This is a genomic window from Kitasatospora sp. A2-31 (assembly GCF_022288725.1).
Taxonomy (GTDB): Bacteria; Actinomycetota; Actinomycetes; order Streptomycetales; family Streptomycetaceae; genus Kitasatospora.
Map to the genome: position 1 here is coordinate 231786 of NZ_JAKNTA010000010.1, position 12322 is coordinate 244107.

The following is a 12322-nucleotide window of genomic DNA, read 5'->3' on the forward strand; positions in this document are numbered from 1 at the left end:
CGTTCCCCCGGCACCACGCCCGCCCCCACCACCCCCGACGATCACCGCGCACACGCACGCTGCGCGAGCCCTAGGAGCACACCATGCAGGACCGCATCCGCGCGTTCGTCCTCGCCGCCCTCACCGAGATGCAGTACGACGTCTCCGAGGTCACCGGCGACACCGACCTCGGCCCGGCCGGGCTCGACCTCGAATCGCTCGCCCTCGCCGACCTGTCGGTGCAGGTCGAGGACGAATTCGGCGTCAAGTTCGACATGGACGAGATGGAGAGCACCGCGATGATGACGCTGGACGAGTTCACCGCCGACGTCGCCGCGCGCATCGCCGCCACCGCCGCCACCGCCGCCGCCTCGGGCAGCGCGGCGTGACCAGCCCCGCCCTCCCCGACCGGGCCGACGTCCGGACGATCCTCGCGGCGTTCGGGCAGCGCGCCGCCGAGGACGTCCCCGAGGAGCTCGGCTCCCTCGAACTGACCTGGCTGATAGCCGAGTTCGAGCAACGCTACGGCGTCCAGCTGGACCTCGACGACGAGCAGTTCGAGGCCGTCCGGACGGTCGACACCGCCACCGAGGTGCTCCGGGCGGCCGTCCTGGCCGCCGGTGCCACCGCCGCGGCCGCCGCTGCGACACCCGGGGCCGCACAGCCATGACCGGCCACGCCCCGCCCGCCGTCCGGCCCGTGGTGACCGGCGTCGGCGTGCTCAGCGCGGCCGGCGCCGGACTCGCCGCGCTCGCCGAGGCCACCGCCCACGGCAAGGCCGCCTTCACGGCGGTGGACCGGTTCGACGTGTCCGCGCGCCGCACCACGCGCGCCGCGCTGCTGCCCGGGCCGCCGCCACTCGCCGACGCCGTCCTCACGGCGGTGGACCAGGCCTGCCGCCAAGCCGGCCTGTCCACCGGCCCCGCTGCCACCGGCCCCGCTGCCGCCGACGACCCGGGCGGCGGGGGCGGGGGCGCGGACGGGCGCGCCGCCCTGCCGGTGCTGCTGGCCCTCCACAGCGACCTGCGCACCCGGGAGGTCGCCGCGGCCGTCGCCGCCGGCGTGTCGGCCAGGTGGGGGGCCGCCGGCGTCACCCGGGTCTACACCGGCGCCTGCGTGGCGGCCGGCACCGCGGTCGCCGACGCCGCCGCGTCGGTGGCGGCCGGCCGGCACCGGCGCGTCCTGGTCACGGCCGGGCACCTGGTCGAGCCGGGCGTCTTCGCCGCCTTCGACGCCGGCCGGGCCCTCGCCCGCGACGGCGAGCTGCGCCCGTTCAGCGCGGGCCGCACCGGCACCCTGCTGGGCGACGCGGCGGCCGCCGTGGTCGTCGAGGCCGAGCCGGCCGCCGCACGGCGCGGTGCGCCCGTGCTGGCCCGGCTGGCCGGTTGGGGCCGGGCCGGCGACGCCCACCACGTCTGCCGCCCGGAGCCGGAGGGCGACGGCGCGGCCCGGGCCATCGAGGCCGCCCTGGCCCGGGCCGGCGTCGAGCCTTCGGACATCGGCTACGTCAACGCCAACGGGACCGGCTCCCCGCTGGCCGACCGGGCCGAGGCCAGGGCGCTGCGCCGGGTGTTCGGAGCGCACGTCGCCCGGCTGCCGGTCAGCTCCAGCAAGGCAGTCCACGGCCACGCCCTGGAGGCCTCGGCCCTGCTCGAACTCGCCGTCACCATCGCGGCGTTGCGCGACGGCCGGCTACCGGTGAACGCCGGCTGGCTCGGACCGGACCCGGAGCTGGCGCTCGACCTCGTCCTGGACGGCCCGCGCGCCGCCCGGCCGCGCCACGCGCTCACCCTCAACTCCGCGTTCGGCGGGGCCAACACCGCACTCCTGGTGGCCGCCCCGTGACCGAGCTGCGCATCCTCGCCGAGGCCCACTGGCCGGACCCCGACCGGACCGCACCGGGCCGGCCCGACCGGCTGCCCCCCGTGCCGGGCTTCTCCGCCTCCTCGTTCAATCCCCTGGTGGCCGAGACCGCCGAACGCTGCCTGCGCGCCCACCACGGCACCGCCCCGGCCCCCGGCCGGACCGCGCTGCTGCTGGCCAGCGCGGGCGGCGACCGCGCCACGGCGCGCGCCATCGACGAGGCCGCCGCCTCCGGGCGCCGGGTGCCGCCGCTGCTCTTCTTCCAGTCCAACCCCAGCGCCGTCCTCGGCCACATCGCGGCCCGCTGGGGCCTGACCGGCCCTGTGGTAGCGATCAGCCCGGCCGGGTCGCCGCCGGGGCGGGTGCCGCAGGACGCCCTGGAGCTGGCGGCGCTGCTCCTCGCGGACGGCGACGCCGACCACGTCCTGGTCATCGCCGCCGAACAGGGCGAACCCGCCGGAGGCTCCCCGGCGGGCACCCCACCGGAGCCCGGGACCGGGAGCGGCACGGGCACCGGCCACGCCCGGGACGCCGGGCCCGCCACCATCGACGCCACCGCCGCCGCCACCGCCACCGCCCGGACCGGCGCCGACCGGGCCGTGGCCGTCCTGGTCACCACGGCCTGACCGCCCGCTCCCGCGCCGCCCCCACCTTCCACCCGCACACCCGCACACCCGTACACCCCGCCACCCACCGCACCCCCGCGCGAGCGGCCCCACACGCCGCGTCCCACCGCAGCACGCCCAGCACCATGGGAGGGATCAACCACCGTGAGCATCCGCAGTATCCGCACCCTTCTCGCGGACGACCCGGACGTCGGCGCCGGCAACGTCCTGACCGCCCGGCTGGCCCTGGGCCTCGGACTGGACGAACCACTGCTGACCTTCGACACCCCGGTGGACGACCACCCCGCCTGGCAGCCCTTCACCCTGCGCGAGCTCGACCGCGCCGTCCGCGCCCGGGCCGCGGCCCTGCACGCGCTCGGCATCACCCGCCGCGACCCGGTGGCGGTCCATGCCACGGACGCCGCGGACCACGTGCTGGCCTTCCTCGCGCTCGCCCGGCTCGGCGCCATCCCGGCGCTGCTCAACCCCAACGTCGACGGCGAGCGCGCCGCCCGCTACATCGCCGGGCTCCGCCCGGTCGGTGTCCTCGCCGACGCCGAGCACCTGGCCGCGCTGGCCGACCACGCCCCGGGCGCCCCCGTCCTCCCGGAGATCTCCACCCTCGGCGCGGGCGACCCGGACGCCGCCCCGGCGCCCCACCGGCCCTGGTCCGGCGATCCGGTGGCGATCACCCATTCCTCCGGCACCACCGGCATGCCCAAGGCCGTCGTCCACTCGCACGCAGGCCTGTACGCGGCGATCCGCCACCGGCTGCGGCTGCCCCGCCCGCAAGGCCAGGAGCGGATGCTCAGCGCCCTGCCGGCTCCGCACGCCGCCACCCTGATCGCCGTCAACCTCGCCCTCAGCTCCCACACCGAACTGGCCTTGCTGTCAAGGCAGTCGGGAGCCGGCGTGCTGGACGCGATCGAGAGCTGGCGGCCCAGCGGCGTGGTCGGCTTCGCCGCGACCTGGGCCGAGCTGGCCCACCACGACCTGTCCCGACGGGAGTTGGACTCCGTCTCGCTCTGGTGGAACACCGGTGACTGCGCCCACGAGGTGCACATCCGCCGCCTGATCGCCACCGGCAGCCGGGAGGCCGTCACCCGCCGCGGCCGGGTCCGCGAGCCCGGTTCGCTCTTCGTCGACGGCCTCGGCTCCACCGAGATGGGCCACTCGCACTTCTTCATCACCCACGGCCCCGGCACCGAGCGGTACGGCCGCTGCGTGGGGCGCCCGCACGCCTTCGTCGACTGCGAGGTGGTCGGCCCGGACGGCGAACCGCTCGGCCCCGGCGAGGTCGGCGAACTGGCCACCGCCTCCCCCACCCTGGCACTCGGCTACTGGAACGACTCGGTCACCACGTTCCGGACCAGGATCCGCGGCCGCTTCCTCACCGGCGACCTGATGTACCGGGACGAGGAGGGCTACTACTACCACGTCGACCGCGCCGTGGACTCGGTCGAACTCGGCGACGGCAGGAGGCTGTTCACCGCACTGTCGGAGGAACGCGTACTGGCCGCCTGCCCCGACGTGGTCGACTGCACGGTCGTGGCGGTGCGCGACGGTGAACAGGTCGTCACCGATGTGCTGCTGATCCTGAGCGCGGACGCCGACCCGGCGGCCGACCGCACCGAGGCCGTCACCGCCGCCCTCGACGAGGCCGTCGCGGCCACCGTCCGCCGGGTGCTGGTGGTGGGCGGCGACGACATTCCGCTCGGACCGACCGGCAAGGTCCGCAAGGTTCTGCTGCGCCGGCGCCACCTCGACGCCGCGGCGGCCACCCGATGACCGGCCCGCTGGCGAGCGCCCGCGCACGCACCACCGGCCGTCCGGGCGCCGTCGTCACCGGCATCGGCCTGGTCACACCGGTCGGCCGCAAGCCCGCCGAGGTCTTCGACGCCCTCGCCGCCGGCCGCTCCGGCATCCGCGCGCTGCCCGAGGAGCACGCCGCGCACGGCTGGCTCACCGCCGCCGGCGTCGCACCGCCGCTGGACGGCCGCGAGGTGCTGCCGCCCACCGAGACCCGGTGCGTGGACCGCTTCGTCCTGCTCGCCCTCGCCGCGGCCGACGACGCGCTCGCCGACGCCGGGCTGGTGGTGGGCCGCGACGCCGACCCGCACCGCACCGCGGTCGTCCTTGCGACCGGCGGGGGCGGACTGGAGACCTTCGAGCAGCAGTCGCACCGCCGGCTGGAGCGCGGCCGCCCAGGCGTCAGCCCTTACCTGCTGCCCGGCATGCTCTCCAACATGGCCACCGCCCGGGTCGCCATCAAGCACGGCATCCGCGGCTTCAGTTCGGCGATCGTGACGGCCTGCGCGGCCGGCGCCCAGGCCGTCGCGGAGGGCCTGCGACTGATCCGGGCCGGCGACGCCGACGTGGTGGTGTGCGGCGGAAGCGAGTCCTCGCTGCATCCGACCATCGCCGCCGCCTTCACCAACGCCAGGGCTCTCTCCTCGGGTTGGGAGGACCCGGCGCAGGCGAGCCGCCCCTTCGACGCCCGCCGCAACGGCTTCGTGCTCGGCGAGGGCAGCGCCGTCCTGGTGCTGGAACGCGCCGAGCACGCCGATGCCCGCGGCGCGGCCGGCTACGCCGACCTGACCGGGTGGGGCGCCTCCACCGACGCCCACCACCCCACCATGCCGCGCCCGGACGGCGCGGGCGCGGCCGACGCGATGCGGGGCGCGCTCGCCGACGCGGGTCTGGCACCGGCCGACATCGGCTACGTCAACGCCCACGGGACCGGCACCAGGCTCGGCGACGCCGCCGAGAGCGCCGCGCTGCGCGCCGTCTTCGGTGAGCACGGCCCGGCGGTCAGCTCCACCAAGGGCGCCACCGGCCATCTGCTGGGCGCCGCAGGGGCGTTGGAGGCAGCGGTCACCGCACTCGCAGTGGCCCGGAGAACGCTGCCGCCCACGGTGAACCTCACCGACCCCGATCCGGCCTGTGCGCTCGACCACGTCCGCGGCGCAGCCCGGTCCGCACCGCTGCGGGCCGCGCTCAGCAACGCCTTCGCCTTCGGCGGCCACAACCTCAGCCTGGTCTTCGGCCCGGCATCCACCCGGTCCGACCGCAGGGCCTAGGGGCCGCTCGTTCGGATCCTGCCGGGCGCGCGGCGCCCTGGCCGCGCGTGCATCCCGCGCCGGTCGGCCCCACGCCCGGCCACCCGTCCCACGCCACCCCCGGGGAGAACCCGTTGTCCATCCAGTCCATCACCCATGTCGAGTTCCACTGCACGGACGCCGGCCTGGCCGCGGCCCGCCTCGGCGCCGACTACGGCTTCACCGTGGAGCCCGGCGTCCCGCAGCCGGACGGCCTGCGTACCGTCCGGCTGCGCCAGGGATCCATCCGGCTGCACTTCCACTCGGCCACCGATCCGGCCCACCCGGTGGCCCGGTACGCGGCCCGGCACGGCGACGGCGTCGCGGTGATCGCCCTCGGCTGCACCGACCCGCGGGCCTCGCTGGAGCGCGCGGAGCGGCACGGCGCCGTCGTGCTGGACCGGGCCGGCGGGCTGGTGGCCGGTTTCGGGGACGTGGCCCTGCGGTTCGTGCCCCAGCCGGACCGGGCCGCCGCCGTTGCTGCCGCGGGGGCCCCGGCGGCGGGGCCGGCCACGGCTCCCACGCCCGCCGACGCGCTGCTGGAGGCGCTCGACCACGCCGCGATCTGCGTCCCGGCCGGCGAACTGGCCCCCGCCGTCCGATTCTGCGAGGCCGCCCTCGGCCTGCACCGGATCTTCGGCGAGTACATCGAGGTCGGCGAGCAGGCGATGGACTCGAGCGTGGTCCAGAGCGCATCCGGGGAGGTGACCTTCACGCTGATCGAGCCGGACACCGCCCGCCGGCCCGGCCAGATCGACACCTTCCTGGCCGACCACGACGGCGCCGGCGTCCAGCACCTGGCCTTCCGCACCGGCGACATCGCCACCGCCGTCCGGGCCGGCCGCGCCCGCGGCGTCGAGTTCCTCAGCACACCGGGTGCCTACTACGACGCGCTGGCCGAACGGCTCGGCGGCACCGCCATCCCGGTCGGGACGCTGCGCGAGCTGGACGTCCTGGTCGACCAGGACCACGGCGGCCAGCTCTTCCAGATCTTCGCCCGCTCCACCCACCCGCGCCGGACGTTCTTCCTGGAACTGATCGAGCGCCAGGGCGCGGGCACCTTCGGCACCGCCAACATCAAGGCCCTCTACGAGGCCGTCGAACGGCAGCGCGCCGCCGCCTCCGTCTGACCGCCCCCGCCCCGACCCGACCAGTGGCGCCGGCCGGCACCGCCGACCGGACGCTGCGACCAGAACAGGAGGCCCGACCCGTGACCACCGCGACCGCGTTCCGCCTGACCGAGGCCGAGCACGCGCTGCTGCCCACCCCCGAGGAGGTGGCCGGCTACCAGGAGCACGGCTGGTACCTCTCCCGCCGGCTCTTCGGCGACGAGGAACTGGACGCCCTGCAGGCCGCCACCGAGGAGTACTACGAGGGCCACCGCGACCGCGAGCTGCCCGTCCGCCCGCCGAACCTCGCCTCCTGGGAGCCCGCGCACGGGCCCGTCCAGCGGCACAACGACTACGTGCACTACGAGAGCCACGCGATCGGCGCGATCCTGCGCAAACCGCTGCTCGGGGCCGTCGCCGCGCTGCTCTCCGGCGCGGCGGAGATCCGGGTGTTCCAGGCCACCCTGATCTACAAGCCCCCGGTGCCCGAGGAGCCCACCAACCAGGTGCCCTGGCACTTCGACAAGCACTACTGGCAGACCTCCAGCTCCGAGCGGATGCTCACCGCGTTCCTGCCGTTCCACGACTGCCGGGAGGAGAACGGCACCATCACCATGGTCGACGGCAGCCACCGCTGGCGGGAGCTGGACTCCGGCGAGGACTCGACCCGGCACTTCGCCCGGCGCGACCGCTCCGAGCTGGAGGAGCTCCTCGCGGCGAACGCCCGGTTCAACGGCCAGGAGGTCCGCAAGGTCCCGATGGTGATCCCGCGCGGGCACGTCAGCTTCCACCACTGCCGGACGTACCACGGCAGCGGGCCCAACCTCGCCGCCGTCCCCCGCCGCGCGGTCTCGCTGCACCTGCAGGACGGCGGCAACGAGTACCGCGGCCACACCCGGCCGGACGGCAGCCCGGTGGTCTACAACCACGACGTGGTGGTCCGGCGCACACCCGACGGCCGGCCCGACTACGCCGACCCGGAGATCTGCCCGACGATCTGGCGGGGAGCCCTGTGACGCCCCAGGCGTCGATCATCGGGCCCGTGGAGCCGGCCACCGGACCGGCGGTGTCGTCCGCCGGTCCCGCGGAGTCGTCCGCCGGTCCCGCGGAGTCGTCCGCGATCGCGCCCCTCGGTACTCCCGGGCAGCGGTACCGGATGCTGCGCCTGATCCGCGGCTTCGAGGAGTCGGCACTCGGCCTGGTCCGGAGCGGGGTGATCCCCGGCGGCATCCACCCGTACATCGGGCAGGAGGCCGTCGCGGTCGGCGTCTGCGCCGCGCTCGGTCCCGCCGACCGGCTCACGTCCACCCACCGCGGCCACGGCCACGTCCTCGCCCGGGGCGCCGCGCCGCACCGGCTTCTCGCCGAACTGGCCGGCCGGGTGGACGGGTTGAACAAGGGGCGGGGCGGCTCTATGCACGCCGCCGACCTCTCGTTGGGGATCCTCGGCGCGAACGGCATCGTCGGCGCCGGCGCGCCGATCGCGGTCGGTGCCGCCTGGGCGGCCCGGGAGTCCGGCCACGACGGGGTGGCGGTCTCCTTCTTCGGCGACGGCGCGCTCAACCAGGGCGTGCTCCTGGAGTCGCTGAACCTGGCCGCGATGTGGCGGGCCCCGGTGGTCTTCGTCTGCGAGAACAACGGCTACGCCACCACCCTGCCCGCCGCGAGCGCGGTCGCCGGCAGCGCGCTCGGCCGGGCCGCCGCCTTCGGGATCCCGGCGGTCGCGGTCGACGGGATGGACACCGAGGCCGTCCGGGCTGCCGCCGAGGAGGCGGTGGCCCGGGCCCGCGCCGGCGGGGGCCCGGGGTTCCTGGAATGCCGCACCTACCGCTTCGAGGGCCACCACACCATGGAGCGCCGGATGAAGCTGCACTACCGCACCGCGGAGGAGGTGGCCGCCTGGCGCGAGCGCGACCCGCTGCCGCGAGCCGCCGCCGCGATCGGGCCGGCCGAGGCCGGTGCGCTGGACGCCGAGGTGGCGGCCGAACTGGCGGCGGCCGAGCGGTTCGCCCTCGCCTCCGCCCACCCCGACCCGGACGGCGCGTCCGCGTACCTGTACGCGGACGGGCTGCGCCCGCGGGCGGGGGCGGGAACATGAGCGCACCCGGAGAGCGAGTCATCGAAAGGTGCGGCTGGGCGAATGCCCCTGGTGAGCGGAGCGAGGCGGGCGCATGAGCGAGCGCAGCGAGCGAATCATCGGAAGGGGCGGCTGGGCGAATGCCCCTGGCGAGCGGAGCGAGGCGGGCGCATGAGCGAGCGCAGCGAGCGAATCATCGAAAGGTGCGGCTGGGCGAATGCCCCTGGCGAGCGGAGCGAGGCGGGCGCATGAAGCTTTCCTACACCAAGGCGCTCAACCGGGCGCTCGCCGACGAGCTCGCGGCGGACCCCGCGGTCTGCGTCTTCGGCGAGGACGTGGGCGCCGGCATGGCCGGCCCGACCCTCGGCCTGCTGGACCGCTTCGGGCCCGGGCGGATCGTCGACACCCCGCTCTCCGAACAGGCCTTCACCGCGATGGCGATCGGCGCCGCCCTGTCCGGTCGCCGCCCGGTGCTGGAGTTCCAGATCCCCTCGCTCCTCTTCCTCGTGTACGAGCAACTCGTCAACCAGGCGCACAAGTTCTCGCTGATGACCGGTGGCCAGGCGGGCGTTCCGCTGACCTGCCTGGTCCCGGGCTCCGGCTCCCGGGACGGCTGGGCGGGCCAGCACTCGGACCACCCGTACAGCCTGTTCGCGCATGCCGGGGTGAAGACCGTGGTGCCCGCCACCCCGACGGACGCCTACGGCCTGCTCCGCTCGGCCGTCCGCGACCCCGACCCGGTGGTGGTGTTCGCCCCGGCCGCCGCCCTGCCGGTGCGCGAGACCGTCACCTGGGAGCTCGCGCCGGTCCCGCTCGGCTCGGCCCGGGTGCACCGGTCGGGCACCGACGTCACGCTGGTCGCGATCGGACACCTGGTGCACGACGCGCTGGAGGTGGCCCGGGAAATGGCCGACGAGATCTCGGTCGAGGTGTTCGACCCGCGCACCCTCCACCCGTTCGACTGGGCGGCGCTCGCCGCCTCGCTGGATCGCACCGGCCGCCTGGTGGTCGTCGACGACTCCAACCGCAGCTGCGGAATCGGGGCCGAGGTGCTGGCCACCGCCGCCGAGGAGATGCGGCTCACCGCCCCGCCGCGCCGGATCACCCGCCCGGACGGCGCGGTACTGCCGTTCGCCCCGGCACTCGACCGCGCCCTCCAGCCCGGCCGGGAGCAGCTGCGGCACGCCCTGCGCGCCGTCGTGAAGTAACTCCGTTATCGCGCAACCCCTTTGCTTCATGTGCACCTCGTGTCAGAATCCGGTTCCCCACGTGAAGGAGCTTCACATGTCCACCAACCGTTACCACTGGGACCGTTCGCACCCGGGCCTGACCGGCCTGCAGCAGGCGATCGAGCCGCTCCGCCGCGAAGTCGTCTCCCACACCGTGTACGGCGGGCTCACCAGCATCGAGCGCGTCCGCACCTTCCTGGACCGGCACGTCTTCGCCGTCTGGGACTTCATGTCGCTGCTGAAGAGCCTGCAGCGCGAACTGACCTGCGTCGACGTCCCGTGGGTTCCGAACGGGCCGACCGCCAGCCGCCGGCTGATCAACGAGATCGTGCTGGTGGAGGAGAGCGACGAGCTGGGCGAGGGGTTCATCAGCCACTTCGAGCTCTACGTCGAGGGCATGCGGCAGGCCGGCGCCGATCCGCGACCGGTCGAGGAGTTCCTCGCGCTGCTGGGCGCGGGCACGCCGGTGCCGGAGGCACTGAAGGCCGCCGGGGTGCCGCAGGCCGCCGTCGACTTCACCGCCACCACCTGGGAGATCATCGAGAACGCGCCGGTGCACTGCCGGGCGGCCGCCTTCGCGTTCGGCCGCGAGGACCTCATCCCGGACATGTTCGCCCAGGTGATCCGGATCGAGGACCCGGACGGCGCGCTCACCGTCTTCAAGGACTACCTGGCCCGGCACATCGAGGTCGACGGTGAGCAGCACACCCCGATGGCGATGCAGATGCTGATCGACCTCAACGGGGAGGACGAGGCCAAGTGGGCGGCCTGCGCGGAGACCGTCCGGCTCGCCCTGCAGGCCCGGGTGCGGCTCTGGACGGCGATCGAGGAGGCCTTCCCGGCCTGACCAGCAGCCCGACCAACAGCCTGACCACCGGCCCGACCACCGGCCCGACCACCGGCTGGCGCCTGACCGAGGGCCGGGCCTGACGCCCCGCACCGACGCCGGGGCGGGAACGACGAGGGGGGGCGGCCGCCGGTCGCCCCCCTCCCCTGCTCCCCGGCCCGCTCAGAGCACCTTCGGCACGGCGGCGGCCACGGCGGGCAGGCGGTCCGCCGCGTCCCGGAAGCGGTGCAGCGCCGCGCGCCCCTCGGCGCCGCGCAGCCGGGCGGCCAGCCGCGCCGGCAGCACCACCGTGGTGAGCAGCCCGGTGCCGTGGAACCCTTCGACGGTCCAGGACACCCACGGCAGCGGGTAGTTGGCGGTGGGGCTGAAGAACACCGGGCGCTGCCCCTGGAAGGCCACCCGGTAGGCGCCGAACCGGCTCCAGTTGGAGAAGCTGAACCGCTTGCGCTCCGGGTCGAAGCCGAGCGGCACGCACCCGCCGAGCCGGTCCCGGCCGATGGTTTCCAGGAATCCCAGGTTGGCGCGGAGGTTGAGGTGTTCGGCGGTGAACGCCGTCACCGCGGAACGCAGTTCGGCGGCGAGCACGGCCGGCCCGGCCTCGGGGTGCTGGGTGAGGTGGATCTCGCTGAGCAGATTGCCGACCAGGGCCGACGGGAGGCCGAGCGGGCGGCGGACGTTGACCGGGACGGTCAGCCCGCGCGCCTCCGTGTCGCCGTCCAATTCCCTTACGGTGTGGACGACATGGGCGCAGAGTGCGTCGCCGGTCGAGAGCCGCCGGCCCGCCTCGGCGGTGAACCGCTCCCGCATCCGGGCGAGTTCCGCGTCGCCGAAGTGGATCTGGACGGTCCGGTTGGCGCGCGGCCCGGCCGCCACCTCCCGGGCCAGCGCGGCGGCCTCGGCCGGGCCGGGCAGCCGGAACCCGGGCCGGCCGCAGTCCTCGGCGGGCAGCACCTCGTCCAGCAGGGCGTCCTGGTCCGCGACCAGTTCGGCCTCGGGCAGTTCCTCGCCCTCGACGGCAGCGGACCAGGCGCGCAGCAGCAGCATGAAGCTGTGCAGGTCGCCGACGGCGTGGTGCCAGGAGCAGCCGAGCACCGTGCCGCCGGCCGAGGGCCGGGTGACGCGGACGGTGAGCAGCGGCGCCGCACCGGTCCGGGCGGCCGGCGCGTCCACCGGGTCGACCAGTTGCGCACCGGCCGCGCCGATCCGGCCCATCGCCTCGGCGAGGGTCCCGTCGACGTCGTAACTGGCCATCGGCACACCGGAGTCGTCGCAGACGGCGGTCAGCGCGCCGGCCTCGGTGCGGAGCCGGCCGGCGAACACCGGGATCCGTTCGAGCGCGCGGGCGAGGCCGGCGGCGAGCCGGTCCTCGTCCAGCACCTGTTCGTAGCAGAGGACGACGGAGACCGAGAGGTCGGCGAGCATGGTGTCCATCAGCCCGCAGCGCAGCACCGCCCCGGAGGCCCGGCCGGCCCGGACGACCCGGGATCTGCGCAACTGCGGCCAGAGGCTCATGGG

Annotated in this window: 12 protein-coding genes; 11 read left to right on the forward strand and 1 reads right to left on the reverse strand. The window is 75.6% G+C overall.

What is annotated here, in order from left to right; all coding sequences use genetic code 11:
* Positions 1-83 precede the first annotated feature (83 nt).
* From MCM47_RS26845 to MCM47_RS26895, 11 genes are all read left to right on the forward strand, one after another.
* Positions 84-368 (forward strand): phosphopantetheine-binding protein, encoded by a 285-nt coding sequence (locus MCM47_RS26845; RefSeq protein ID WP_238864278.1) that lies wholly within the window; start codon positions 84-86, stop codon positions 366-368.
* Positions 365-649 carry an acyl carrier protein gene (locus MCM47_RS26850; RefSeq protein ID WP_238864279.1) on the forward strand — a complete coding sequence of 95 codons (285 nt, stop codon included), beginning with the start codon at positions 365-367 and terminating at the stop codon, positions 647-649. The genes MCM47_RS26845 and MCM47_RS26850 overlap by 4 nt, the downstream gene beginning before the upstream one ends.
* On the forward strand, positions 646-1824 hold the full coding sequence (locus MCM47_RS26855; protein WP_238864280.1) for a beta-ketoacyl synthase N-terminal-like domain-containing protein: 1179 nt from the start codon (positions 646-648) through the stop codon (positions 1822-1824). The genes MCM47_RS26850 and MCM47_RS26855 overlap by 4 nt, the downstream gene beginning before the upstream one ends.
* Positions 1821-2468, forward strand: coding sequence for a hypothetical protein (locus MCM47_RS26860; protein WP_238864281.1), 648 nt, complete (start codon positions 1821-1823; stop codon positions 2466-2468). The genes MCM47_RS26855 and MCM47_RS26860 overlap by 4 nt, the downstream gene beginning before the upstream one ends.
* Before the next feature lie 144 nt (positions 2469-2612).
* Positions 2613-4235 carry a class I adenylate-forming enzyme family protein gene (locus MCM47_RS26865; protein WP_238864282.1) on the forward strand — a complete coding sequence of 541 codons (1623 nt, stop codon included), beginning with the start codon at positions 2613-2615 and terminating at the stop codon, positions 4233-4235.
* Positions 4232-5527 carry a beta-ketoacyl synthase gene (locus tag MCM47_RS26870; protein WP_238864283.1) on the forward strand — a complete coding sequence of 432 codons (1296 nt, stop codon included), beginning with the start codon at positions 4232-4234 and terminating at the stop codon, positions 5525-5527. Before MCM47_RS26865 ends, MCM47_RS26870 begins: the two co-directional genes overlap by 4 nt.
* A 113-nt stretch (positions 5528-5640) precedes the next feature.
* Positions 5641-6675 carry a 4-hydroxyphenylpyruvate dioxygenase gene (gene hppD, locus MCM47_RS26875; RefSeq protein WP_238864284.1) on the forward strand — a complete coding sequence of 345 codons (1035 nt, stop codon included), beginning with the start codon at positions 5641-5643 and terminating at the stop codon, positions 6673-6675.
* Between the two features lie 80 nt (positions 6676-6755).
* Complete coding sequence (locus tag MCM47_RS26880; protein WP_238864285.1) at positions 6756-7670, forward strand: phytanoyl-CoA dioxygenase family protein; 915 nt, start codon at positions 6756-6758, stop codon at positions 7668-7670.
* A gap of 26 nt (positions 7671-7696) precedes the next feature.
* Entirely contained in the window at positions 7697-8752 is a 1056-nt protein-coding gene (locus MCM47_RS26885; protein ID WP_308222466.1) for a thiamine pyrophosphate-dependent dehydrogenase E1 component subunit alpha, read from the forward strand.
* 227 nt (positions 8753-8979) lie between these two features.
* A complete protein-coding gene (locus MCM47_RS26890) occupies positions 8980-9939 on the forward strand; it encodes an alpha-ketoacid dehydrogenase subunit beta (protein ID WP_238864286.1) in 960 nt (319 codons plus the stop codon).
* 76 nt (positions 9940-10015) lie between these two features.
* Positions 10016-10807 carry a DUF3050 domain-containing protein gene (locus tag MCM47_RS26895; RefSeq protein ID WP_238864287.1) on the forward strand — a complete coding sequence of 264 codons (792 nt, stop codon included), beginning with the start codon at positions 10016-10018 and terminating at the stop codon, positions 10805-10807.
* 162 nt (positions 10808-10969) lie between these two features.
* Here MCM47_RS26895 and MCM47_RS26900 read toward each other — a convergent pair whose 3' ends face one another.
* Entirely contained in the window at positions 10970-12319 is a 1350-nt protein-coding gene (locus tag MCM47_RS26900) for an acyltransferase (RefSeq protein ID WP_238864288.1), read from the reverse strand.
* Between the last annotated feature and the right edge of the window lie 3 nt (positions 12320-12322).

Excerpts from the sequence above, each read along its gene's own strand:
- MCM47_RS26900 (WP_238864288.1), bottom strand. The coding sequence starts at position 12,319 with ATGAGCCTCTGGCCGCAGTTGCGCAGATCCCGGGTCGTCCGGGCCGGC.
- MCM47_RS26890 (WP_238864286.1), top strand. The coding sequence starts at position 8,980 with ATGAAGCTTTCCTACACCAAGGCGCTCAACCGGGCGCTCGCCGACGAG.
- MCM47_RS26855 (WP_238864280.1), top strand. The coding sequence starts at position 646 with ATGACCGGCCACGCCCCGCCCGCCGTCCGGCCCGTGGTGACCGGCGTC.
- MCM47_RS26895 (WP_238864287.1), top strand. The coding sequence starts at position 10,016 with ATGTCCACCAACCGTTACCACTGGGACCGTTCGCACCCGGGCCTGACC.
- MCM47_RS26870 (WP_238864283.1), top strand. The coding sequence starts at position 4,232 with ATGACCGGCCCGCTGGCGAGCGCCCGCGCACGCACCACCGGCCGTCCG.
- MCM47_RS26845 (WP_238864278.1), top strand. The coding sequence starts at position 84 with ATGCAGGACCGCATCCGCGCGTTCGTCCTCGCCGCCCTCACCGAGATG.